We start from the raw sequence: 24,345 nt of genomic DNA on the forward strand, positions 1-24,345 counted from the left end.
GCCATTTCGGCGGAGCTTTCTTTTACCCAGCCATCGATCGGCGACCGATCCGCAACTCTGTGGTCGGCGCCGACGAGCGCAGACGCGACCAGGTCTCATAGCCATAGATGGCGAGACCGACCGCAATGAAGAGCTCCTTGTATTCGGTCGGATCCCATATGCGCACGAGTTCGTGCGCCTGCAGCACGAACAGCTCCTGGATCGCGACGATCAGGATGGCGGCGGCGGTCAGAACGGTGAATTCCCGCCACAGCCCGCTCCGCAGCGCGAGATCGGCGACCACCAGCAGGATGATCACGGTCATCATCACCATCATCTGGGTCGGCAGCATGCTCCAATTGTCGCTGTTGAACGCCGCCATCGGTGCGCTTGCCGCCAGCACCAGAACGCTGGGCGCGAAGGCTTCGAGCCGCCCGAGTGCAAAGCCCTTGCGAAGGTAGAGCCAGATAAAGGGCGCCAACGTCAAAAGCACGAAACTGCCGGCATAATAGAGCAGTTCGGAGGAGCCGGTAGAGATGTTGTGCAGGTTCAATTCCTGCTGCTTGTTGAGACCAAGCAATGCGTCCGGCGTGGAAATGCTGAACAGGCGTTGCATCCAGGATATCTCTTCCATGCCGACGATGAAGAGGACAAGACTGAAGAACGCAGCAGCGCAGGCCGCGAGCCATGCGATGCGACCGGCTCCACCGTACGCGAAGCGCAACTGACCGATCGCCGCCGACGCGAAGAACGCGCTCGAGGCGAAGATCAACAGGGCGGAAAGCCACTCGAAGATATTGTCCTCGCGGGCCAGGGCGCTGAAGATCGCGGCATCGACGGTGAAAAGCAGGGCGGCCGCGGCCGAAAAGACCAACATGGCGATGCAGATCCAGAGTTCGCGGCGCGAAGCCAGCCGGAGGACAGGCGTGCCCAACCAGGACGCATCACGCGTGAACCCCTGGATGGCCGCAAGCGACAGGCTGAGCGCCACCCATGCATGCCAAAGATTGTAGGGTTCGACCTGTGGCATTCGCTCCGAAAAATAGCGCACGCCGAACAGGCTGCGCTCAATCCCGACAAGGCAGACCATCACCAAAACGGAAAGCAGGGAAACGGAGAGAAATCGCCGTGGCAGAAACATCGGGGAACCGTCCAGATCAACAGGATGGATTATCCACGAAGAGATCCCTGTCCTGCCTTCTGCAAGTATCGGCAAGAACACTCAAGATTGTGTGAATGTAAAGAAGCAATCAATAAATCACTAAAATACAAAGATGGAGTGATGGCGGTCGGATTTCTGGCGAAAGATGCGCCACGGTCGTCGGCGATATTGATCGGCGGCCATCGGAAGCCGGCGCATGACTGCCCGATTGCCGGTGCGATCACTTCAAATTTTTCTGGAACCGTTTCTGCCGCCGGGCGTTGCTTTGATATCACCGGTGCGGTGGAAACCTGGCGACAATCAGGACCGCGCCTTGATCGACAACGTCAAGGAAAGGCAGTTTGACATGACCAAGAAACTTGTATCTTCCGTTGCGGCCGGTGCGCTTATCGCGAGTGTTGCGTTCGCGCCGATGACCTTCGCTCAGGACGCCACCCAGCCTAAGCCGGCCGAGCCGCAGACGATGGAAATACAGCCGGTTCCGGGTGCCGAAGCACCTGCAGACCAGGCGCAGACGACACCGCCGGCAACCACCGAGGCACCTGCCGACATGGCTCAGTCTGACGGGACTTACCTGACCGAGCAGGCCAGCGACCAGATCGCGACCAGCACCTATGTCGGCCAGACCGTCTATAATGCCGGCGACGAAAAGGTCGGCGAAATTAACGACCTGATCATCAAGAAGGATGGCGGCGTCGAAGCTGCCGTGATCGGTGTCGGTGGCTTCCTGGGCCTCGGCGAGAAGAACGTTGCGGTCCCGTTCGATCGCATCCAGATCTCCGAGCAGGCCAATACGGATGCCTTGAAGCTTACGACGACGGAAACCGCTGAAACCTTGAAGGCGGCTCCGGAGTTCAAGACCAAGGCGCAGCAGGTCGCCGAACAGATCGCCAACCAGCCGGTTGACACATCGACGACCTCCTCGACCACCGGAACGGCACCGGCAACCACGATGCCGGCACCGGCTGAGGGTACCCAGCAGTAAGCTGGATCAAGAAACGACCAGGGCTGGATCGGTAAACGACCAGGGCTGATCGATAAACGACCAGGAGATGGAGCGGCGGCGTTTGCACCGCCGCTCTTTTATTCACATAAGCACGCCGTAGCGCAGCGCATCATAGATGCCGGCATGGATGTTGCGGCTGGCGACGGCATCGCCGATACGGAACATGCCGAAGCTCCCGCCCGGATTGCGAAGCTTAATCGGGTTTTCGCCGCGAAGCAGCGCCTTGTAATCGACGGCGCCCAGATTGCGGGAAAGCGGCTTGAGCGGTGCGCCGCTTCGCGCACCGGCGAGGCGGAGAGAACCGGCAGCCAGTCGCCCTTGTTCCAGCCGGTGCGACGGCCGCGATGGGTGAGCTAGATCATCACCGCGGCATCGTGCTCGTGACAGTCGTCGGCGATCTTCTTCAGCCAGGGCACGATCTCGTCGGAATAGGCGTGGAGATTGCCGAAGGCGGGCGGAGAATCCTCCGAAACGATGGCGGATCCCGCCGTCATCGTCAGCGCCATGCCGCCCTTGGCCTTTTCAAGGTGGTAGAGGCGGGAGCGATCCTTCGGCATGCCGTCTTCGGAATAGGCCGGCTCGTGCGAAGTCGACATGATCCGGTTCTTGAGCGTCAGATGTTTGAGGCGATAGGGCTGGAGCAGCGGGTCTTTCGGCAGCGTCATTTCTGTTCCCTTGAGCGCCGCTCGTCCGCTGAAGTGGACCGGGGACACTGCATCATTCTTGTTCTGCTCATCCCCAGTGAGGGGGTGGCGTCGGCTCAGTACCAGGCGTCCGCCATGCCGTTCTTGCGGCGAGAGACATAGTCCGTCAAAGCATCATCGATCGCCACGTCCAGCGGCGGCGCTTCGTATTCGGCCAGCGTCTTCTTCCAGCTGCGGTTCGCCCGCACCGCCATGTCGGTTCCGCCCTCCTCCGTCCATTTTTCGAACGGTTCGTTGTCGGACAGGCCTGAATCCCAGAAGGCGGTCTGGTAGTTGCGCATGGTGTGGTCGCAGCCGAGGAAATGGCTGCCAGGCCCAACCTGCAGGAAGGCGTCCATGGCCAGCGTGTTGTCGTCGACGACGACGCCGGCGAGATAGGAATGCAGCGCGCCGCAGAAATCCGTGTCCATGACGAACTTTTCGTAAGACATCGCCAGCAGCCCATCGACGAAGCCGGCCGAGTGCAGGATGAAGTTGGCCCCGCAATGCACGGCCGACAGCATCGACATGACGCCTTCCTGCATTGCCTGGGCATCCGGCAGCTTGGAGTTCGAAAAATTGCCGGCGCAGCGCAGCGGCAGGCCGAGCCGGCGCGCCAACTGGCCGACGACCATGCTGCCGATCGCCGGTTCCGGCGTGCCGAAGGTCGGCGAGCCCGAGCGCAAAGACATGGATGAGAGGAAATTGCCGAAGATAACCGGCGCGCCCTTGCGCTCGAGCTGGGTCAAGGCGCACCCGGCCAGCGTTTCGGCATAGGACTGGGCAATGGCGCCGGCATTGGTGACCGGCCCCATGGCGCCGCCGAGGATGAAGGGCACGATGACCGCCGCCTGGTTTGCCCGTGCATAGGCGCGCAGCGACTTCGTCATGGTGCCGTCCCAAACGAGCGGCGAGTTGACGTTGACGTTGCCGAGGATGACGCAATTGGCATCGACGAAATCACGCCCGAAGAGAATGCGCGCCATCTCGATCGAATCTTCGGCGCGATCCTCCGCGGTGATCGAGCCCATGAAGGCACGGTCGGAATATTTGATGTGGCTGTAGACCATATCGAGGTGGCGTTTGTTCACCGGCACGTCGACCGGCTCGCAGATCGTCCCGCCGGAATGGTGCAGCCACGGGCTCGACTGTGCCAGCTTGATCAGATTGCGGAAGTCCTCGATCGTGCCGTAGCGCCGGCCCTTGTCGAGATCGGTGACGAAGGGAGAGCCGTAGGCCGGCGAGAACACGACATTGTTGCCGCCGATTTCGACACTGCGGGCGGGATTGCGGGCATGCTGGGTGAACTGGCGCGGCGCCGAGCGCACGATCTCCTTCAGCATGCCAGGTTCGAACGTCACCCGGACGCCATCCAGCTTGGCGCCGGCGCGTTTCCAATGATCGAGAGATGCCGGATCGTCGCGAAATTCGATGCCGACTTCGGCAAGGATGCGATCGGCGACCTTCTCGATGCGGGTCAGGCTTTCCTCGCCCAGGATATCGTAGGTCGGGATGTTGCGAACGATGTAGGGAACGCCAAGGCTCTTGGCGCTGACGCCGCCGCGCTGCGGCCTTGCCCCTCGCGTCCGTCTGGGCGCTTCGCCCGCTGTCACAGTCGTCATTTCCATCGACGTCCTCCCATCATTCATGGTGATGGTATTGATGAAAAATCACGTTGTAACGCTGGAAAAAATTGAGCCATGCGATAAGCATAAGTTATGGAAAACCTGCGTCGCCTGCTCCCGTCTGCAGCCAGCCTCATCGTCTTCGAGGCTGCCGGCCGCCATCAGAATTTCACCCGCGCCGCCAGCGAGCTCGGCATGACGCAGGCCGCCGTCTCCTACGCCATTCGCGGACTGGAAGAGCAATTGGGCGTGCCGCTCTTCCACCGCGTGCATCGCGCCGTCGAACTGACGGAGGCGGGCGAGAAGTTCCACGCCGACGTTTCCGTCGGGCTCTCGCGCATTCAGAAGTCGGCGGAAGACATCCGCTCCAAGAGGCGCGAGACCAATGTGACGCTTGCGGCATCGACCGCTTTTGCCTCGATGTGGATGCTGCCGCGCCTCAACCGGATGCGCGAGGACCTGCCTGAAATCGATCTCAGGATCCAGACGAGCGTGCGCGATCTCGACCTCGACGAGGAGCCGATCCCGCTTGGCATCCGCGGCGGCGATCCGAGCCATTGGCCGCGTTACCATGCGGCCCTTCTTGCCGAGGAGGTCGTCAATGCGGTGGCGACACCTGCCTATATCGAGCAGCATGGGCTGCCGAGCACGCCGGCCGATCTCCTGCGCCACAACCTCATTCATCTGGAAGAACCGGTCCGGCGCGCCTGCGACTGGACCGAATGGTTCGCCAGTGCCGGCCTCTCCTACCCGCCACAGGCGCGGCGCCTTGCCATCAACGACTATGTCCTGGTGATCCAGGCAGTGCTTGCCGGCGAAGGCGTGGCGCTTGGCTGGGAGCATCTGACCGATCCGCAGGTTCGCTCCGGCGCCCTGGTCCCAGTCTGCGGCCATGTGCTGAAAACAGGGCTGGCGTTTTACGTCGTCTGGCCGCGCTCGCGCGAGCTGAACAACCAGGCGCGCCGGGTCAGGGACTGGTTGTTGGCGGAAGGCACGCGAAACCGCGCTGAAAGCGCCAAGGACTGACGCCCATCATCACAGCAGCGCCTGAGCATGTCGCGCAAAAGTGTGCCGCGCTTTTGCGATGACGACATGCGCAAGAATTAAAGCGCAGCAAGCGAATCCTAGAGATCGCGACGCGCTTTAAAGCTGAGCTGCAACGCCGCGGTAGCGGTCCGAGAGGTAGCGCATCGTCGCAACGGCGTCGGCGGGCTTGCCGTAGAAGTAGCCCTGGCCCATGCCGCAGCCGAGCGCCTTCAGCTTCAAGGCCTCGGAAAAATCCTCGATGCCTTCGGCGACGACCTCAAGCTCCAAACCTTCGCACATCGAGACGATAGCCTTGATGATATGCTCGGAGGCACGGTCGGCCGAAATCCGCGACACGAAGGCGCGGTCGATCTTGACCTTGTCGAAGGAGAAGTCGCGAAGACGTCCAAGACTCGATTGGCCCGTGCCGAAATCGTCGAGCGAGACACGAACGCCCGCTGCCCGAAGCTCGGTCACGATCTTCTGGGCGGTCTCCGCGTCTGCCATCACGGCCGTCTCGGTGATCTCCAGTTCCAGCCGCCGCGGGTCCAGGCCGATCTGGTTGATAATCGTCAACAGCCGCTGGCTGGTGGCCGGATCCATCAACTGCGCCGACGACAGGTTGAACGACAGGAAGAGTTCCTTCGGCCAGGAAAGTGCCGCGTGCGCCGCCTTGCGCAACAGCGTCTCGGCCAAAGATTCGATGAAACCGCGCTCTTCCGCCAAAGGCACGAAGACGGCTGGCGAGACATAACCGAGGTCAGCGTCGCACCATCTGGCCAACGCCTCGAAGCCGACAACCGCGTCGTTGCGCAGGTCGACGATCGGCTGGAAATGCACATCCACCTCGTTGGCGATGATCGCATTGCGCAGCGCCTGCTCGAGCTGCGTCGCGCGCTTCATCTCCTGCGCAATTTCCTGGGAATAGACGGTGATCTGGCCGCGACCGCGGCGCTTGGAACGATAGAGCGCCGTGTCGGCGCTTTTCAGCAGGTCTTCGAACACTTCGCCGGCAAAGGGATAGACGGCAAAACCGAAAGAAGCCGAAAGACGGACGTTGCGGTCGCCGAGATCGAAGGGCGCCGACAGCACCTCTTTCAGCATCAGGCCGACCTTCTCTGCACCTTTGCGCTCGAAGACGAGCGGCAGGACGAAGGCGAATTCGTCGTTCTCGGAGCGGATGATCGTTGCGCCTTCAGGCGCGCAGGCCTGCAGCCGATGGGCAACCTGGCAGAGGATCTCGTCGCCGGCGCGTGGGCCGAAAAGGTCGTTGATCGGCTTGAAGCCATCGATATTGGCAAGGCCAATGGTAAAGGGAGCGGGATCGCTGGCGCGCTCTTCAGCCAGATCGCAAACGGTCTTGCGGAGCTGGCGCGCATTGCCGAGCCCGGTCAACGGATCGATCGAGCCGTCCACGACCAGAGGCTCCCTGCCGATGCGGTGATAGGGAGTTTCCCCCGACATCATCGGCCAAGTCCCCGGATCTGAAGTGAGCCCGCCCGTCCGCGCCGCGCTACCGACAAAGCAAGCCGACCCGCGGAGCGGCGGCGCGCTTCCGGCAAGGTTCCGACGTTGACGGCTGAGGGGTTGCGATGCATTCCTGCGGGACTCTACACTTTTTGGCAATACGCTGCAGAAGATCGCAATCGGGGGTTAACAATCCGATATCGCCCCGCTCCAAGATCTGCCATCGACATCCCCAATTCTAGCGAGTTGACACGGCTTTCGCTCAACCAGTCGTTCGCATGGCCTTTACCGGCATGAATTTTCGTAAGACGGCCTCGATCATGTCGGGGCTGACCGGCTTCATGATGTGATCATCCATACCCGATGCCTTGCACTGTTGCAGGTCGATGTCGAGGGCCTGAGCGGTCACGGCGATGATCGGTGTTCTCTCGCCTCTCACTTTTTCCGCGGTTCGAATGGCAATTGCCGCCTCGAAGCCGTTCATGACAGGCATGGACACGTCCATCAGCACCAGCGCCGGCTGAAGCTCATGCCAAAGTTCGACGGCTTCGCGGCCATTGGCGGCAATGCGGTGCGAGACACCGAGCCCTTCGAGGATCTGCGTAAAGACGAACTGGTTGATCTGGTTGTCCTCGGCAACGAGGACATCGACCTGCGAAACCGGAACGGCTGAAGCAGCTTCGTCCTCGAAGGAGAGCGACCAGTCCGATTGCAGGAGTGGCGAGGCTTGCGGGCGCTCGGCGCAAACACGGAAAACCTCCGCAAGCACAGCCGCAGCGTCCTGATCGGCTTTGACCGTAACGACGGGGCAGTTGCGCCAGGCCGTCCGGATATGCTCACAGTCCGGAAAGGCGCCGTCGAGGAGCAGAACGTCGAGCTTCAGGCCGGCGCTGTCGGACGCCATACCGAAGGCGGTCAATTCGTCGAGGTTGCGCACTGCGCAGGCCTCGAGACCCGAGCCGCGCAGGCGCGCCACCAGCCGTTCTTCCGTCAGCCGATCGGCAGTCGCAAGCAGAACGCGCAAGCCACGCGCCGGAAGCGTCTCGATCATCGATCCCGCTCCGACCAGTTGCTGCACGTTCAACGCGCGAAACGGATCGTAGAAATTCTGGGCCGGCGCAAAAATGCTGTAGTCGTTGATCTGGAGACCGCCGGAGGGGGCAGAGCCAAGCTCGGAGCCATTGTACCAGCCGGCGATATCAGTCACGTCGTTCATGCAACTGACGACGAAATGGCGGCCGGGCATGCCGACGCGATATTTGCGGGTGAGAACCCAGAGATCGCTGCCATCGGCACGCACGATATGTTCCGCTTCCGAATGCGGCTTGCCGGTTTCAAGCACGCGCCGATCGGACTGCTCGAAACGTTCGGCAAGATCGCTTTCGACCAAATCCCAGGCCGAACGCCCGAGGATCGCCTCCTGGGAAAGGTCGTGGATGAGGCAGAACGCCTTGTTGACGGCGATATAGTTGAGGTTGCGATCCTTGACGCAGATCGGATTGGGCTGAGCGTCGAGGATTTCCTCGGTCAACTCGACCCGTTCGAGATCCGTCTGCAGCTGCTCGTCGCGCTTCTTCTGGTCGGAAACGTCAGTGATCGACAGGATGCCGATACCGCTGGAGAGACGGCGCTTGCGCATCGACACCCATCGGGTTCGGCCGGAGCGCTCGACATTCTCGTAGCGCTCGCGCCAGTGCAGCGCCATATGCTCGGCAATCCAGTCTTCGCGGTTCGTCCGACGGCGGCTGTTTTCGGGAACGGTGCCCGGGCGAACGCCGGTGTCGTAGACGGCGCCGAGAAACTCGCGCAGGCGTGTGCCCGGCAGCAGCATCTCGGCAGGTACGGGGAAATATTGCAGCACCGTGCGGCTGGCAAAGAGAATGGTATCGTCCCGGCCGCAGACAAGCATCGCAAAGCCGAGCGCATCGCAGCTCGACTCGAGAATGATCCTGTTGATGTCCGCGCCGTTCGGCGCCCCATCGTTCATTGCGCTGTCCTCACTCGCCCCCTGCGGCGGTTTCATTTCGGGACATGCTGGGATGGCCTTGAAAGGCGTCTCTTCGAGCGGGGTGACGCGGCGTCCAGCAACGCCGCAGTGCTCCAAAGACAAAACCCGTGATCATTCAGGTTGTTGTGGAAAATCGCAGCAGAGTGTTAAGGGGCAATTAAATCCTCGTCTCATTTTTGGGCGCACCAATGGGTTGCACAACCAGAATCCGGCGATCGAAGATGCCAGACGGGGACAGACCCGTATTTCCGCTTCCGTTCCGTCGCCGAATCCGGGAAAATAGAGCATGGCCATCAAGCAGCTCTCCGAGACCCTCATCAATCAGATCGCCGCCGGCGAAGTCATCGAACGTCCCGCCAGTGCCGCCAAGGAACTGATCGAGAACGCGCTCGACGCCGGCGCGACCAGGATCGAAATCGCCACCGCCGGCGGTGGCAAGACGCTGCTGCGCGTAACCGACAACGGCGCCGGCATGCAGCCGGCCGACCTGGAACTGGCCGTGAAGCGGCACTGCACGTCAAAACTCGACGACAACCTGTTCGACATCCGCACGCTCGGTTTTCGCGGCGAGGCCCTGCCCTCGATCGGATCGGTTTCCCGGCTTTCGATCACCACCCGAACGGCTGGTGCGACCGAAGGCGCCGTCATCACCATTGCCGGCGGCAGGACGGACCCCATTCGCCCTTCGCCCGCCAATACCGGCACGGTCGTCGAAGTCCGCGACCTGTTTTTTGCGACCCCTGCCCGGCTCAAGTTCATGAAGTCGGAAAAGGCCGAGGCATCGGCGATATCGGATGTGGTGCGGCGCATGGCCATTGCCTTTCCGAAGGTGCGTTTCGTCCTGTCCGGGTCAGATCGCACGACGCTGGAGTTTCCGGCGACGGGCGACGACCGGCTCGCCCGCATGGCGCAGGTTCTCGGCAAGGAGTTTCGCGACAACGCCATCGAGATCGATGCCGAGCGCGAGGACATCCAGCTCACCGGCTTTGCCGGCGTGCCGACCTACAACCGCGGCAACTCGCTGCAGCAATATGTCTTCGTCAACGGTCGTCCGGTCCAGGACAAGCAGCTGTTGTCCGCCATTCGGGCAGCCTATTCCGAAACGATCCCGCATGGCCGCTATCCCGTGGCGGTGCTGTCGATCACGCTCGACCCGGCACTCGTCGACGTCAACGTGCATCCGGCGAAATCGGACGTTCGCTTCCGCGATCCGGGCCTCATTCGCGGGCTGATCATCGGCGCCATCCGCCAAGCTCTGGCACGGGAGGGTGACCGGGCGTCGACGACGGGCGCGAGCGGCATGATGCAGGCGTTCCGCTCCGGGCAATATCGGCCGCACCAGCCCTGGAGCGCGGAAAGCTCACCCTCCCGGCCGACGCATTTCGAGACGATGGGTCGCGGCCTGTCCGAAACGCCGCAGGCAAGCTTCGCGGCCTTCACCGCGCCGTCGGCCCGCACCGCCCCGCCGTCACCCGAACCTGACCGGACGATCGCAGACGCGCCGGCACCGCAATCCTTTCCGCTCGGTGCCGTGCGTGCGCAGCTTCACGAAAACTACATCGTCGCGCAGACGCAGGACGGCCTTGTCATCGTCGACCAGCATGCCGCCCATGAACGCCTCGTCTTCGAAACCATGCGAACGGCGCTGCATTCAAAGCCCGTCGCTGCCCAGGCGTTGCTGATCCCGGAAATCGTTGATCTCTCAGAAGACGATTGCGACCGGCTGATGACGCATGCAGACGAACTGGGTCGCCTCGGCCTGGGCATCGAGCGCTTCGGGCCCGGTGCCATCGCGGTGCGGGAAACGCCGGCCATGCTGGGCGAGATGGACGCCGCAGGGCTGGTGCGCCAGCTCGCCGACGAGATTGCCGAATGGGACACGGCCAACGGGCTTGCCAGCCGGCTTGAATATCTCGCCGCAACGATGGCCTGCCATGGATCGGTTCGCTCCGGCCGTCGGATGCGCACCGAGGAAATGAACGCGCTGTTGCGCCAGATGGAAGCAACGCCGGGCTCCGGCCAGTGCAATCACGGCCGGCCGACCTATATCGAGCTGAAGCTCTCCGACATCGAGCGACTGTTCGGCAGGAGCTGATCCCGTGAAGGCATGACACGGCGAAATGCGCTGGCATTTTACCGGGCGCCGGGCTAGATCAGAAAACAGACTAGGAAGACGGAACGGGCCAGACGATGATGAACCGGTTTGAAGGAAGCGCCTCGCGCGAAGCGAAGATCCGTTATCTCGACGGTGACTTTCAGATCGTTCTTGCCGGCTCGCACGTCATCTGCGCGATGACGGGCAAGACCATCCCGGTCGACGAACTGCGCTACTGGAGCGTGGCCCGCCAGGAGCCCTATGTCGACGCGGAAGCGTCGCTCGAAGCGGAAAAACGCGCGGGCGCCCTGCCCAACCAGCGCCGCTAAAGCTTTTCCAGGGAAAGCGCGAAGCGGTTTTCCGCCAGGAAATGCGTAAAACAAAGAGATAGTGCGTTTCCACGACGCCGTTTAAGACGGAAACGCTCTGCTGCATAATTCCTTAAATCGGGTTCGATTTAAGGAATTATGCAGCAAGTCTAAAGTGTTACAGCGTCCTTAGCGCGTCGTATTTAACGCGCGGCGCTGTAACGCGCCGATCGAACGTTATTTCTGCCCCGCTTCCCGCAGCTTGCGGGCGCGTGCCGCCGACAGGGCGGCGGTCACGATCTTCGCCGGCGCCGACGGATCGTCGAAGTGCACGTCGATTTCAATCACCCGGCTTGCCCCAGCCAACTCCGCTGCCCTCCCATGACCGGGCTCCAGGCGAACCATGTCCTTGGCCGTGGTCACGAGGACGCAGCCGAGCGCTGAGGCGCGGTCGAGAAGGTCCGATATCTCGTCCTCTGAAAAATGATGATGGTCGGGGAAGCTGCGGGTCTCCTCGATAAGCGCACCCGTCTCGCGCACGGTGCGATAGAATTTTTCCGGATCGGCGATACCGGCCCAGGCCAGCACCTTGACTCCGTTCAGCGAGCCGTCGTCGAGGCGCACGACTTCCGCCTCGTAGATCTGCTTGCCCGCCCGTGCGGCACGGCGGATCAGGGCGTCGGCCTCTAGTCCGTCACCGATCTTCAACAGCGCCGTTGCGTGGCGCAACTGATTTGAAAGCGGCGCACGCACGGGACCTGACGGCACAAGGTAACCGTTGCCGATACCACGGCGGGAATCGATGACGAGCAGCGCGAAGTCGAAGGCAAGTCGCGCGCTCTGGAAACCATCGTCCATGATGATGATATCCGCACCTTCGGCCACCAATCGGCGGGCTCCGTCGACGCGACGCCGACACACCACCGTCAGCGCCTCGCGCGCCAGCAACAGCGGCTCGTCGCCGACGTCGCGCGCCCTGTGGTGCTCCAGATCGACGATCGTCGTCACGTCGAGCGAACCACCATAGCCGCGGCTGAGGAACCCCGGCTTCAGACCTTTGGCCCTGACGGCACGCGCAAGCGCGATCGCCGTCGGCGTCTTGCCGGCACCGCCGACCGTGAAATTGCCGATGCAGATGATCGGGACCGCCACCGACGCCCGGCGGGCGCGATCCATGCGCAGGCCGGCAATACGCCCATAGATCCAGGAAAACGGCCACAAAACACGGGCACGCCAATCCGGCTTGGTCCACCAGAACGGCGGCGCTTCCGATACCATCTTTGTTTCCGCAGCCCCCGGCCGTCTTTGTCCTTCTCGGAAGGACGATGCACATCTTGCCTGCCGCTGCCCAAAAAACCGGCGGCGGCATGCCTGCCGACAAAAAACGTCAGAACGCGGAAAAAGGCAAGCGGCACAAGACAATGCGGGGTTCTGCACACTTCCCTGGAAGCTTAAGCGGCGCTTTCGACCGCAAGGCCGGCCGCCTTCCAATCCGGAAATCCGCTATCGAGCCGCCGGACGGAGAAGCCTTTGCCTTGCAGGACCGTGACCGCATCGAAAGACAAGGCGCAGTAAGGCCCGCGGCAATAGGCGACGATTTCCGTTTGCGCCGGCAGTTCGGCGAAGCGCCGTTCAAGCTCCTCGATCGGAATATTGATCGCGCCGGGCAGATGACCCGAGGTAAACTCGTCCTGCGGTCGCACGTCCAGCAGCGTGACGCCTCCTTCCCGCATCCGCAGCAGCAACTCCTCACGCGAAATGGCCTCAAGCCGGTCGGGTTGATCCCGACGGTCGGCGACGAGGTCGCGGATCTGGGCGCGATTGTACTCGGCATGTTGCCGCAGGGCGGAAAGCAGGCCGAGCACCGGGCCGGTGCCCAGCCGATAAAGCACGCGCTTGCCCTCCCGCCTTGTCTCGACAAAGCCAGCGCGCCTCAATTGCTGCAGGTGCTGTGACGCGTTGGCGACGCTGAGGCCGGAAAGCTCGGCGAGGCGCTCCACCGAACGCTCGCCCTGGGCGATGTGCTCGAGCAGCAGCAGCCGCTGGGCGCTGGCGAGTGTGCGGGCGAGCTCGGCAAACTCCTCGAAGATATGAAGTTGAAGGTCGCTCATTGACAGAAGCCTAGCATTTCTTCATCAGTCATTCAATTATTCAATTGAATATTATTTCGACTCGTCACATGTGACGGAATGAACGCCCGTATGGACGCAACCTGTCGACGCGGCGGCCAGGAAGATGATGTGAAAGGATACGAACATGGAAACGGATCTGGTGTTGCGGGCCATCGCGATCGGGATCGGTGCGACTGCGGTCATGGATCTCTGGGCGGTGGCACTGAAACGGTTACTCGCGATACCGTCCCTGGACTATGGCATGGTCGGCCGCTGGATCGGACATTTTCCGCACGGTCGTTTCCGGCACCAGCGTATCGCAGCAGCGGCACCTGTTGGTGACGAACGCCTGATCGGCTGGACCGCCCATTATGCCATCGGCATTGTCTTCGCCGGGCTTCTATTGCTGATCTGGGGGCATGACTGGGCGACGCGGCCGACGCTTGTCCCGGCGCTGACCGTCGGCCTCGTGACCGTTATCGCGCCGTTCTTTCTGATGCAGCCGTGCATGGGCGCCGGCATCGCGGCCTCGAAAACGCCGAGCCCCAACACCGCTCGCCTGCGCAGCCTGATTGCGCATGCGGTATTCGGCTTCGGGCTCTACCTGTCGGCGCTAGTTTTATCGATCCTCTGGTGATCATAGGACCACCTTCGCAACCCCTAGTGCGGCAACGACAGCGAAAAACCTAGAGGACGGCTTCGAGTTCGGTGATATCGGCCAGGCAATGGTCGGAGGCATCGGCCAGCGACTGGCGCGAGCCGGTGCCCGTGAGCACTGCGACGGTCATGCCGACGCCGGCGTTGCGGCCCATATGCATGTCGTGATTGTTGTCGCCGACGACCACGACCTGTTGCGGATCGAGCCCCGTGGCCGCACAGAAGCCGAGCACCATGCCAGGCTGCGGCTTGACACCGTAGCCGCTGTCGTAGCCGGCGATATAATGCAGATAGCCGTCGAAGCCGAAGCGCCTGGCGGTTTCGCGGATCGAGCGCTCGTTGTCGCTGGATGCCACACCGAGGCGATAACCCTTGGCATGCAGTCCGGCAAAGAACGAACCGAGGTCGGTGACCGGCACCGCATATTCGGCCGAACGGGCAAATAACCCGTCAAACAGCGTCGTCAACGCTTCCACGGTAAACGGCGCGCCGGCAGCGACGAAGCCGGTTGCGATCTCGACGGTGTTTCCGGCGGCAAGCAGGCTGTCGGGCAGCACATGGCCGGTGTCCGCATCCATGCCGCCGGCCTTGAGCAGCGTCCGAGCCAGGACTTCGTCGCCCTTGGCCGCAATCTTCGCCAGCTCGTAGTTCACCGGCACCCAGCTCTTGGCATAGTCGAGCAGCGTTCCGTCCTTGTCGAACAGGATACCGGCGATGGCTGTCGGTGCGCTCATGGTGATCTTACATCTCCCGGTGCGGTCAGACGTCGTTGCGCGGCTCGAGCCGCGCCTTGACGACGAGCGGATTGATATAGGGCTCGAGCCCCTTCATCGTTGCAGACAACGCTCCGCGCATCTCTTGCACGGTTTCAAGGCCGGCATCGATCATCGAACGACGCATGTCGTCGTTGGCGAGCAGATAGTTGACGCCCTTGGCCAGCATCTCGACGTCGCGGACGATCTTGGCGCTGCCGTTCTTGGCAAGCATCTGATAGGTCTCGCGAAAATTCTGGACGTTGCCGCCCGAAAGAACGGCGCAGCCAAGCATTGCCGGCTCCAGCGGGTTCTGGCCGCCTTCGGCAAACAGCGAGCGGCCGACAAAGGCGACTTCGGTCAGACGCAGATAGAGCCCCATCTCGCCGATCGTGTCGCCAAGGAAGACATCGACGTCTGATGTCAGCGGATCGCGACGGGTGCGGCGCGCCACCTTCAGGCCCTTGGCCGTCAGCGCCGCCTCGATCGCATCGCTGCGCTCGGGGTGGCGCGGGACGATGATGGTCAACAGGCCGGTGCGCTCCTTGAGGGCACGATGTACGACCCCGGCAGCACTTTCTTCGCCGTCGAAGGTCGAGATCGCCGCCCAGGTTTTGCGCGTGCCGATCTGCTGATGGTATTCCTTCAAGGCCTGCGGGTCGTGCGGCGGCGCGTCGGTATCGACCTTCAGGTTACCCGAGACCATCACCGGCAGAGCTCCGAGCGTGCGAAAGCGCTCGGCGTCGACATCCGATTGGGCGATGACGAGCGCGAGGTTCTCAAACAGCGCATCGGCGAGCGCCGGCCGCTTCTTCCAGCGCGCAAATGTGCGGTCGGAAAGGCGACCGTTGACCAGAACCTGCGGGATGTGGCGTCGCCCAAGTTCCAGGATGGTCATCGGCCAGATCTCGGATTCGGCGATGATGGCCAGATCCGGCTGCCAGTATTCGAGAAAACGATTGACCGCCGGCTTGAAATCGAGCGGCACATACTGGTGAATGACCGCCGAGCCCAAACGCCCGGCCGCGACCCGCGCCGAGGTCGTCGTGCCGGTGGTCAAGACGACATTGATGCCGCGACGATGGATTTCCTTGATCAGCGGGATGACCGCATTGGTCTCGCCGACGCTTGCGGCGTGGAACCAGACTAGCGGACCTTGCGGGCGCGGCACGCTGGCATAGCCGTAGCGCTCGCGGCGACGCGCCGGGTCCTCCTTGCCCTTCGCAGCGCGCAGGGCAAGATAGGACCACACGAAGGGATAGATCGCCGAACCGATCCAGCGGTAGCTGGAGAGCGCCAGCCGGGCACGAAAGCTGCTCATCGCTTCAGTCCCCCGCCCGATGGAACGATCGGGCGACGGTCAGATGCAGCGAGCGCGCAGGAACGCGCCACGCATGCCGACGGCATCGGCATCAATCGTTTTCCGGATCGAGCAGGCGATGCATATGAACGATGAAATAACGCATATGCGCATTGTCGACGGTCATCTGTGCCTTCGACTTCCAGGCGATGTGCGCGCTTTCGTAGTCAGGATAAATGCCGACGATATCGAGTTTGTCCAGGTCACGGAAATGAACATCGGTGAGTGTGGTCAGTTCACCACCAAAGACCAAATGCAGACGTTGTTTCTTCTCGGAGTCGTGAGCCATTGGAGTTCCATTTTCTTATAGGGTATGGGCGTTGGTTTGCGGCATTCAGCCCGAAAGGTCAATGGCCCTCAAGGGTCCTCGACGCAGCAAGCAATCCCGGCAACGCCGCCTTCGACGCCGCGCAAAGAAGGCCATGAACGACATTGGGGCGATTGTAGGACAGGGCTTGAGATTCAAGCGTCTTGAGCCCCCCGCCCGCCCTTTCGAGAATGAGATCGGCGGCGGCAAGATCCCAATCGTGAGAGTTCTTCTTGACCACCGTGCCATCGATCCGCCCGTCCGCAACCATTGCCAGCCGGTAGGCGAGCGAAGGCACATGCGGGACCCGCACGATGCCGTTGTGGTAGGACGGCGCCAAGCTCGCGACGACGTCTTCGGCAGCCGCCACATGCAGCGCCTCGTCGGCCCTAATGTCGCGCACGCGAATGCTCGCGCCGTTTTTCAGCGCCGGTCCGTCTGCCGTTGCCTGGAAGATCTCGTCGAGCGCCGGCGCGTAAAGCACGCCGGCGACAGGCAGACCGCGGTGAACGACGGCAACGCTCACGCACCAGAGATCCTTGCCCGCAATGAAGGCGCGGGTGCCGTCGATCGGATCGACGACGAAGACCGTTTCACAGGACAGGCGGCTCCGATCGTCGTCGGTCTCTTCCGAGAGCCAGCCGTAGTTCGGACGGGCGAGAAGCAGACGTTCCTTGAGAATGTCGTTGGCCGCGATATCGGCCGCACTCACCGGCGAACGCCCCTCGTTCTTCCAGCGCACGTCGGGCGCGTTGCGGAAATAGCCGAGCGCCGTTTCGCCGGCGGCGATCGCAGCGGCGAGGATCAGATCCAGATCCTCCTCCCACGTCGCGATCGATGTTGCTTTGTCTGACATTCAAATCCTTATGCGCCGGCGCATGGCCGAACGCTTTTGTCTTGGCGATTGACGTCCGCCGCTCAAAGGCCGGCGAGCGTCATGCCTTCGATCGCGAGCGTCGGTGCGGCAACGCCAAACTTTCGGTCAATGTCGTCGGCGGGCGTGATCGCCATGAACATCTGCTTGAGGTTCGACGCGATGGTGACTTCTGACACGGCGAAGGACAACTCGCCGTTTTCGATCCAGAAGCCGGAAGCGCCGCGGCTATATTCGCCAGTCACCATGTTGACGCCCTGGCCGATAAGCTCGGTCACGTAAAAGCCGGTTCCGACACTGCGGATCAGATCCTCGCGTGAAATCGAACCCGGTTCGAGCGCGAGATTGGTCGAGGCCGGATTGACCGTCGGGCCGCCGCGCACGCCGCGGCCGTTGGTCTCAAGGCCAAGTTCGCGCGCTGCCGAGGTCGACAGGAACCAGTGGTTCAGTACGCCATCCTCGACCATCGTCAGCTTGGACCCGCTGACGCCTTCGCCGTCAAACGGACGCGAAGACGAGCCCCGGACGATCAACGGGTCGTCGGTTACCGACAGCCCCGCCTTCATGATCTGCTTGCCCATCATATCGCGCAGAAAACTGGTCTTGCGGGCGACGGATGCGCCGTTGATGGCGCCGGCGAGATGTCCGACAAAACCACGCGCCATGCGCGGATCGAAAACGACCGTGACGTTCCTGGCAGTCGGCACCTGGCGGGGGTTGATCCGCGCCACGGCACGCTCGCCGGCCACCCGGCCGATGTCATCGGCGGCGCGCAGATCGTCGAAATAGATGCGGCTGTCGTAATCGTAGTCGCGCTCCATCTTCGTGCCTTCGCCGGCAATCGCGCTCACCGAGCGGCCGAAGCGGGTCGCCATGTAGGAGCCGGAGAAGCCATGCGAGGTCACGAGCACGAGCCCGCCCATGCCGGCGGAAGCACCGGCTCCGCTGGAATTGGTGACGCCAGATACCGCAAGCGCCGCTTCCTCGGCGGCGAGCGCCGCCTCAGTCAAGGCGTCGGTCGAAACTTCTCGATCGTCGAACAGTTCGAGATCCGGGTAGGATTTCGCCAGGCGATCCGGATCGGCTAGCGAAGCGAAAGGGTCCTCCGGCGAGGCCTTGGCCATCGCCACCGCCCGCTCGGCGAGCACCTTCAGGTCGAAGCCGGGATTGGCCGAAACACTGGCGACGCGGTTGCCGACGAAGACACGCAGCGAGAAATCGTCGCTTTCGGACGCCTCGGTGGCTTCAACCTTGCCGAGGCGAACCGAGACGGAACGGGAACGCCCGCGAACGACAACGGCGTCAGCCGCATCGGCGCCTGCCTTGCGGGCAAGGTCCACCAGTTCGGCGGCGCGCTTTTCGAGGGAGGCGGAATCGATCGTTTCTGACATGATGTGGCCTTTCATTCCTGCCCCATTTATTGTGCACTGAAGCATGCATCAAGGGCATTGGCATGATTCCCGCCCATACACCGCAATGATACTCCCGCCGAAACCTCCATCTGCCTGGGCAGGACGAGGCAATATCGAAAGCCGCACGCATGACGACGACCCCGATCATCTACTCCCAGGCACTGATGCTGCTCGGCGGCGCCGTGCTTGCGGCACCGTTGTTCAAGCGTCTCGGGCTCGGCACGATCCTCGGCTATCTCGCGGCTGGCATCCTGATCGGCCCGGTTGCCCAGAGGATCACCGAAGGCGAAGAGATCCTGCACGTTTCCGAACTCGGCGTCGTCTTCCTGCTCTTCATCATCGGGCTGGAACTGAAGCCTTCGCGGCTCTGGCAGATGCGGCGCGACATCTTTGGCCTCGGCACGGCGCAGGTCATGCTCACCGGGGTGATCCTCTCCTATGTGATTGCCTTCACCGGCCTGCTTGACCACGCCGGCAGCATCGTTGCCGGCTTCGGCCTGGCGCTGTCTTCCACGGCGTTTGCCATGCAGATCCTCGACGAAGGCAACGACCGCAACACGCGCTTCGGTCAGCGCGCCTTCTCGATCCTGTTGCTGCAGGATCTGGCGATCGTACCCCTGCTTGCCCTGATCCCGCTCTTGGCTGCGCAGATGCCGGAGGATACGACGACACCGCTCGAAGACTTCGCAATCGCGATCACGGCGGTCGCCATTCTTGTCGCCGCCGGCCGCTATCTGCTCAACCCGCTGTTCCAGATCATCGCCCGTACCGGCGCGCGCGACGTGATGATTGCAGCCGCTCTTCTGGTGGTCATGGGCGCGGCAACGCTGATGCAACTGGCTGGCCTTTCCATGGCCATGGGCGCCTTTCTCGCCGGCGTGCTTCTGGCCGAATCCTCCTACCGCCATGAACTCGAGGCCGATATCGAGCCGTTTCGCGGTATTCTTCAGGCGCTGTTCTTCATGGCGGTTGGCCTGTCGCTGCAGCTCGACGTCATCATCGACAAGTACCTGGTGATCCTCATTGCCGTGCCGCTGCTGATGCTGGTGAAAAGCTTCGTGCTCTACTGGCTCTGCCGGTTGGCGCGCTCGCATCACAACGACGCGGTGCGCATCAGCCTGCTCCTGCCGCAGGGCGGCGAATTCGGCTTCGTGCTGTTTACCGCCGCGGCGGCAGCCAGCGTTTTCTCGCAGGGCAGCGCCTCGCTGCTCGTTGCCATCGTTACGCTCTCGATGGCGCTGACCCCGATCGCCTCCATGCTCGCGCCGCGGCTGATGCGCGAACAGGACGAGATGGCCGACGAGATGGAGGAGGATTTCGAAGGTGCGGACGCCGACGTGCTGATGATCGGTTTTTCGCGCTTCGGCCAGATCGCCGCGCAGATCCTGCTTGCCGGCGGTCGCGACGTGACGATCATCGACCACTCGGCCGCCCGCGTTCGCCAGGCAGCGACCTTCGGCTTCCGGATCTACTTCGGCGACGGCAATCGGCTCGACGTGCTGCGCGCCGCCGGCATCGAGCGGGCAAAGCTCATCGCCATCTGCACACAGAAGAAGGAAACCACCGACCGGATCGTCGATCTGGTCCAGGCCGAGTATCCGGACGCCCGTATCTTCGCCCGCTCCTACGACCGGCTGCATACGCTCGAGCTGAGAGCAAAGGGCGTCGATTACGAACTGCGCGAAACCTTCGAGTCCGGCCTGCTGTTCGGCCGAAAGACGCTGGAGGCACTTGGGGTCGGCGACGACGAGGCGATTGCCATCATGGACGATATCCGCAAGCGCGACGAGGCGCGCCTGGTGCTGCAGGAGGCGGAGGGCATCACCGCCGGCCGCGACATGCTGCATTCGCAGCCCGTGCGTCCCGAGCCGCTGGTCAAGCCCAAGCGCGACGTCGACCATTCCTCGGAAACGGGCGAAAGCATCCTGCCGGGGTTGCCGGCCGATGTGCGGGAAAGTGCCTAAGGATCTCCGCGCCGGCCAATGACCTCATCTTGAGATGCTGGCCGCCCTCATTCGCTCTTCCAGCGTCCGCTTGAATTGATCCTTGATGACGGCGGTCGCCGCCAGGACTTCCTTTGCACGCAGGAAATCCATGACCCGGTAACGGCCGACGTCGGGCCGCAGCAGGATATCCGGCGCACCTTCCTTCAGTTTCATGGCGATGATCGACTGCATCATCAACTGGCTGGCGCCGAACAGGCTGTCGATGCGGCTGGGGATCGTCTTGCCGTCGCCGTCCGGGCCGCCGACAACGTCGACGGCGACAACGATCTCGGCAAGTCCGCGCAGATGATCGAAGGGAATGGGATTGTAGATGCCGCCATCGATCATCACCCGTCCTGCGATCTTCACCGGCACGAAGACCGCAGGCAGAGCCGCCGATGCGGCCAGCGCCTTTTGCAGATCGCCTGTCTCGCAGACATGTTCCGTCTGGCCGTAATAGTCGGTGACGACAACCTTGAGCGGGATATCCAGTTCTGAAAACGTCGCGGGGATGGCTTCGGGCAAAAACGCCTTCAACACGCGTTCGACATTGAACTGCCCGAAACGAAAGCCGTTGGTCACAGCCTCCGACCAGCTTGCCGGCCGCAACTGCCATAAGCGATTGACGACTTCGCGGCGATGACCGACCGTCGCAAGCGTGTGCTCTCGAATTTCCGCACCGCTGAGGCCCGCCGCCATGCCGGCACCCATGATGGCGCCGATCGACGAACCGGCGATCACGACCGGGCGAATGCCCAACTCGTCAAAGGCCTCGATGACATGGATATGGGCAAGCCCACGGGCGCCGCCGCCGCCGAGCGCCAGCGCGATAGACGGCCCGCTCGCACTTGGCGGCGACATATCCGCGGTGGAAACGCCCTGCTTCATCGACCTGCACCCCAGTTCAATCGGCAGTCTAGCTTTGCAAGCGAATCAAAAGTGTGACGTCAGACGCCGCGGAACCGGTAGAAATGCATGCGCGTGTCGCCGAATACCCGGACGTCCAGCCGCTCGAAAACGGCGGTCGGCGCCGGCTGAACGTCTGCACGCTCCTCCAGCACGACAAGCGCATTCGGAACCAGCCAATTGCCGAGAGCCGCCGATTCCAGCGCCTTCTCCCCCAATCCCTTTGCATAGGGTGGGTCGGCGAAGACCAGGTGGAACGGCTCCATCGTGCCGACGGAACCGAGGCTGGTGGCGTCCCGGCGGAAGACCTTGGCACGGCCCTGAAGACCGAATGCCTCGATATTGTTCTGCAGGAGGCCCCGCCCCTCGACGCCCTGCTCGACGAAGAGTGCCTGGCGGCACCCCCGCGACAGTGCCTCGAGGCCCACGGCCCCGGTGCCGGCAAAGAGATCCAGCACGCGGGTGCCATCGAGAGCCTCCGGATAGGAATGGCTCAGGATGTTGAACAGGCTTTCGCGCGTCCGATCGGTGGTCGGGCGGATATCATTCGACTTGGGCGTGGCCAGACTGCGGCCACGGAACTCTCCGCCGACGATGCGCACGGCCGCTTAGTTTCCTCTGCCGCGCGGCTTGCCGCCGGCCGGACGTCCGCCGCCACCAGGACGGCCGCCACCTCCGGGCTTTCCACCGCCGCCAGCTGGTTTTCCACCACCGGGCCTGCCGCCACGCGGAGCGCCTGAACGTTCACCAAACGATTTGCCGCCGGACGGCTTGCCGCCGAAGGACTTGCCGCGGGGCTTGTCGCCAAACGGGCGGTCACCGCCTTCGCGGCGTGGCGGACGATCGCCCTCGGCGCGTGGGGCTCTCGGCTTGTCGGAATAGCTGCGTGGACCGCCTTCGGCGCGGGCGGGCCGATCACCACGCGGGCGGTCGCCATCTTCGCGACGCGCAGGCCTATCGCCTTCGGCGCGCGGGAACCGCGGCTTGTCGGAATAACTGCGCGGGCCGCCCTCTGAGCGCGCCGACCGATCGCCACCTTCGCGGCGCGGGGGACGATCACCGTGGTCACGCGACCTGCGGTCGCCGGCATCGCCCGACTTGCGCCGGCCGAAGCCGCCATCACGGCCTTCATCCTTGCCGCGACGCGCGGGTTCGCTGGCGCTGATCCATTCGCCCTCTTCATCCCGACGCTTGACCGGTGCGGCTGAAGCCGGACGGTCGAAGTCCCTGGGTGCGCCGCCCTTGCGGTCCGGATCGAACTTGCCCGATGACTTCGTCGCAAAACCATCCTTGGTGCGGCCGTAACGCTTGGTCTTCGGAGCGCCTTCGGGGCGCTCGCGGCGCGCTGGCTTCGCCGTGGCATCGCCTTCAGCGGATTTCGACTTCTTCTCGGCCAGCGGACGGGCGCCCGGCGCCATCCAGACATTGGCCGTACGGGCGCGCTGCGCCGGCGTACGCTTCGGCCGGTCCTCGAACTTGGCGTCGCCGCGGTCTTCGCGCGGGCCGCCCTTGCCACGGGGACCTTCCTTGCCGCGGCCACTGTCGCGGCGATCGTCACGACGGGTGTCGAGGCGGGAAAGCGCACGCTCGCGCTTGTCTTCCGGCTTTTCCCAGCGGCTGGCGCGTTCGGGCTTGCGCGTGTCGGAGGCTTCGCCTTCCGGCGCTTCGTTTGCGACGGTTGCCGACTGATCGTTGTAGAGCGGCGCGTCGAAGTTCGCCTTGGCGTCTTCGATCAGACGCGGTCCAAGCTGGTCGCGCAGCGTCCGGCCGCGGATTTCCTGCACGTGGCCTTCCGGCAATTCGCCGAGCTGGAACGGGCCGTAGGAGATGCGGATGAGGCGGTTGACGTCGAGGCCGAGCGCGCCGAGCACGTTCTTGATCTCGCGGTTCTTGCCTTCGCGCAGACCCATCGTGATCCAGACGTTCGACCCCTGCACACGGTCGAGCGTCGCTTCGATGCCGCCGTAGAGCACGCCGTCAACGGCGATGCCTTCCTTCAGCTTGTCCAATTCGTCCTGGTCGATTTCGCCATGGGCACGCACGCGGTAACGGCGCAGCCAGCCCGTTGACGGGAGTTCGAGCACGCGGGCAAGGCCGCCGTCATTGGTCAGCAGCAGCAGGCCTTCGGTGTTGATGTCGAGGCGGCCGATCGAAAGAACGCGTGGCAGCTCGCCCGGCAAGTTGTCAAAAACCGTCGGGCGGCCTTCCGGGTCGGCATTGGTTGTCACCAGTCCGGCCGGCTTGTGATAGAGCCACAGGCGTGTGCGCTCGATGCCACGGATCGGGTTTCCGTCGACTTCGATGTCGTCGGCGAGCGTCGCGTTGACAACAGGCGTATCGAGGATGACACCGTTGAGCTTGACCCGGCCTTCCATGATCATGCGCTCGATATCGCGGCGTGAAGCAACGCCGGCGCGCGCCAGGATCTTGGAGATGCGCTGCGGTTCGTCGGCGCTTGCGGCGGCGGGCTTCGGGCCTGCCTTGGGCGGCCGCGAGGCACCGGCCTGAGGCGCTGTCGCCTTCTTGCCAGCGAAATGAGGTTTCTTGTCCCGGCCGGCGGGCTTGCCGCCAGGCCGCATGGGCTTGTCTTTGGATGTCATTTGTGTTGCCTGCCTTTTGCGG

At 63.1% G+C, this 24,345-nt stretch carries 22 protein-coding genes and 1 pseudogene; 8 read left to right on the forward strand and 15 right to left on the reverse strand.

What is annotated here, in order from left to right; all coding sequences use genetic code 11:
* Positions 1-22: 22 nt before the first annotated feature.
* Positions 23-1,009, reverse strand: coding sequence for a hypothetical protein (locus tag AC244_RS21355; protein WP_152976044.1), 987 nt, complete (start codon positions 1,007-1,009; stop codon positions 23-25).
* Here AC244_RS21355 and AC244_RS36610 point away from each other — a divergent pair.
* The 3 genes from AC244_RS36610 (at position 977) to AC244_RS37630 (ending at position 2,504) form a co-directional block, all read left to right on the forward strand.
* Positions 977-1,486 (forward strand): hypothetical protein, encoded by a 510-nt coding sequence (locus AC244_RS36610; protein WP_152976045.1) that lies wholly within the window; start codon positions 977-979, stop codon positions 1,484-1,486. The two genes, AC244_RS21355 and AC244_RS36610, sit on opposite strands and share 33 nt — an antisense overlap.
* Position 1,487: 1 nt before the next feature.
* The gene (locus AC244_RS21360) at positions 1,488-2,126 is read left to right on the forward strand and encodes a PRC-barrel domain-containing protein (protein WP_053250903.1); all 639 of its coding nucleotides are present in this window, start codon (positions 1,488-1,490) and stop codon (positions 2,124-2,126) included.
* A gap of 144 nt (positions 2,127-2,270) precedes the next feature.
* Positions 2,271-2,504, forward strand: coding sequence for a hypothetical protein (locus tag AC244_RS37630; protein WP_202596101.1), 234 nt, complete (start codon positions 2,271-2,273; stop codon positions 2,502-2,504).
* Here the strand turns inward: AC244_RS37630 and AC244_RS21365 are convergent.
* Both AC244_RS21365 and AC244_RS21370 read right to left on the reverse strand, forming a co-directional pair.
* Positions 2,408-2,812, reverse strand: a pseudogene (locus AC244_RS21365) (N-methylproline demethylase); the annotation flags it as partial. The gene AC244_RS37630 and the pseudogene AC244_RS21365 sit on opposite strands and share 97 nt — an antisense overlap.
* 95 nt (positions 2,813-2,907) lie before the next feature.
* The gene (locus tag AC244_RS21370; protein ID WP_053250841.1) at positions 2,908-4,458 is read right to left on the reverse strand and encodes a trimethylamine methyltransferase family protein; all 1,551 of its coding nucleotides are present in this window, start codon (positions 4,456-4,458) and stop codon (positions 2,908-2,910) included.
* A gap of 90 nt (positions 4,459-4,548) precedes the next feature.
* On the opposite strand from AC244_RS21370, the gene AC244_RS21375 reads away from it, so the two are divergent.
* Entirely contained in the window at positions 4,549-5,481 is a 933-nt protein-coding gene (locus AC244_RS21375) for a LysR substrate-binding domain-containing protein (RefSeq protein ID WP_053250842.1), read from the forward strand.
* A gap of 117 nt (positions 5,482-5,598) precedes the next feature.
* On the opposite strand, the gene AC244_RS21380 is transcribed toward AC244_RS21375, so the two are convergent.
* On the reverse strand, positions 5,599-6,945 hold the full coding sequence (locus AC244_RS21380; protein ID WP_234716998.1) for a putative bifunctional diguanylate cyclase/phosphodiesterase: 1,347 nt from the start codon (positions 6,943-6,945) through the stop codon (positions 5,599-5,601).
* A gap of 265 nt (positions 6,946-7,210) precedes the next feature.
* The gene (locus AC244_RS21385) at positions 7,211-8,935 is read right to left on the reverse strand and encodes a response regulator (protein ID WP_053250843.1); all 1,725 of its coding nucleotides are present in this window, start codon (positions 8,933-8,935) and stop codon (positions 7,211-7,213) included.
* Between the two features lie 307 nt (positions 8,936-9,242).
* Between AC244_RS21385 and mutL the strand changes: the two genes are divergently transcribed.
* Together mutL and AC244_RS21395 are read left to right on the forward strand one after the other, a co-directional pair.
* Positions 9,243-11,051: a DNA mismatch repair endonuclease MutL gene (gene mutL / locus AC244_RS21390; RefSeq protein ID WP_053250844.1), complete on the forward strand. Its 1,809-nt coding sequence runs from the start codon at positions 9,243-9,245 to the stop codon at positions 11,049-11,051.
* 95 nt (positions 11,052-11,146) lie between these two features.
* A complete protein-coding gene (locus AC244_RS21395; RefSeq protein ID WP_053250845.1) occupies positions 11,147-11,380 on the forward strand; it encodes a DUF2093 domain-containing protein in 234 nt (77 codons plus the stop codon).
* A gap of 216 nt (positions 11,381-11,596) precedes the next feature.
* Here the strand turns inward: AC244_RS21395 and lpxK are convergent, their stop codons facing one another.
* Together lpxK and AC244_RS21405 are read right to left on the reverse strand one after the other, a co-directional pair.
* The gene (lpxK, locus tag AC244_RS21400; RefSeq protein WP_053250846.1) at positions 11,597-12,637 is read right to left on the reverse strand and encodes a tetraacyldisaccharide 4'-kinase; all 1,041 of its coding nucleotides are present in this window, start codon (positions 12,635-12,637) and stop codon (positions 11,597-11,599) included.
* 173 nt (positions 12,638-12,810) lie between these two features.
* Positions 12,811-13,470, reverse strand: a complete 660-nt coding sequence (locus AC244_RS21405) for an ArsR/SmtB family transcription factor (protein WP_053250847.1) — start codon at positions 13,468-13,470, stop codon at positions 12,811-12,813.
* A gap of 145 nt (positions 13,471-13,615) precedes the next feature.
* Between AC244_RS21405 and AC244_RS21410 the strand changes: the two genes are divergently transcribed.
* The gene (locus AC244_RS21410; protein WP_053250848.1) at positions 13,616-14,107 is read left to right on the forward strand and encodes a DUF2938 domain-containing protein; all 492 of its coding nucleotides are present in this window, start codon (positions 13,616-13,618) and stop codon (positions 14,105-14,107) included.
* Positions 14,108-14,156: 49 nt separating this feature from the next.
* On the opposite strand, the gene AC244_RS21415 is transcribed toward AC244_RS21410, so the two are convergent.
* The 5 genes from AC244_RS21415 to AC244_RS21435 form a co-directional block, all read right to left on the reverse strand.
* Entirely contained in the window at positions 14,157-14,861 is a 705-nt protein-coding gene (locus AC244_RS21415) for an HAD family hydrolase (RefSeq protein WP_053250849.1), read from the reverse strand.
* Between the two features lie 25 nt (positions 14,862-14,886).
* A complete protein-coding gene (gene waaA, locus AC244_RS21420) occupies positions 14,887-16,200 on the reverse strand; it encodes a lipid IV(A) 3-deoxy-D-manno-octulosonic acid transferase (RefSeq protein ID WP_053250850.1) in 1,314 nt (437 codons plus the stop codon).
* A 91-nt stretch (positions 16,201-16,291) separates the two neighbouring features.
* On the reverse strand, positions 16,292-16,528 hold the full coding sequence (locus AC244_RS21425) for a DUF4170 domain-containing protein (protein WP_053250851.1): 237 nt from the start codon (positions 16,526-16,528) through the stop codon (positions 16,292-16,294).
* Between the two features lie 58 nt (positions 16,529-16,586).
* Positions 16,587-17,402, reverse strand: coding sequence for a 3'(2'),5'-bisphosphate nucleotidase CysQ (locus AC244_RS21430; RefSeq protein WP_053250852.1), 816 nt, complete (start codon positions 17,400-17,402; stop codon positions 16,587-16,589).
* A 62-nt stretch (positions 17,403-17,464) separates the two neighbouring features.
* Positions 17,465-18,811 (reverse strand): TldD/PmbA family protein, encoded by a 1,347-nt coding sequence (locus tag AC244_RS21435; RefSeq protein ID WP_053250853.1) that lies wholly within the window; start codon positions 18,809-18,811, stop codon positions 17,465-17,467.
* A 149-nt stretch (positions 18,812-18,960) separates the two neighbouring features.
* Between AC244_RS21435 and AC244_RS21440 the strand changes: the two genes are divergently transcribed.
* A complete protein-coding gene (locus AC244_RS21440; RefSeq protein ID WP_053250854.1) occupies positions 18,961-20,796 on the forward strand; it encodes a monovalent cation:proton antiporter-2 (CPA2) family protein in 1,836 nt (611 codons plus the stop codon).
* 24 nt (positions 20,797-20,820) lie between these two features.
* Here the strand turns inward: AC244_RS21440 and AC244_RS21445 are convergent, their stop codons facing one another.
* Genes AC244_RS21445 through AC244_RS21455 form a run of 3 tightly spaced genes read right to left on the reverse strand, consistent with a single transcriptional unit; the run spans position 20,821 to position 24,323 of the window.
* Positions 20,821-21,705, reverse strand: a complete 885-nt coding sequence (locus AC244_RS21445; protein ID WP_053250855.1) for a patatin-like phospholipase family protein — start codon at positions 21,703-21,705, stop codon at positions 20,821-20,823.
* A gap of 59 nt (positions 21,706-21,764) precedes the next feature.
* The gene (gene rsmD / locus AC244_RS21450; RefSeq protein WP_053250856.1) at positions 21,765-22,325 is read right to left on the reverse strand and encodes a 16S rRNA (guanine(966)-N(2))-methyltransferase RsmD; all 561 of its coding nucleotides are present in this window, start codon (positions 22,323-22,325) and stop codon (positions 21,765-21,767) included.
* A gap of 6 nt (positions 22,326-22,331) precedes the next feature.
* Entirely contained in the window at positions 22,332-24,323 is a 1,992-nt protein-coding gene (locus AC244_RS21455; RefSeq protein ID WP_053250857.1) for a pseudouridine synthase, read from the reverse strand.
* Between the last annotated feature and the right edge of the window lie 22 nt (positions 24,324-24,345).

The organism is Ensifer adhaerens (assembly GCF_001270265.1).
GTDB classification, from domain to species: Bacteria; Pseudomonadota; Alphaproteobacteria; order Rhizobiales; family Rhizobiaceae; genus Ensifer; species Ensifer adhaerens_B.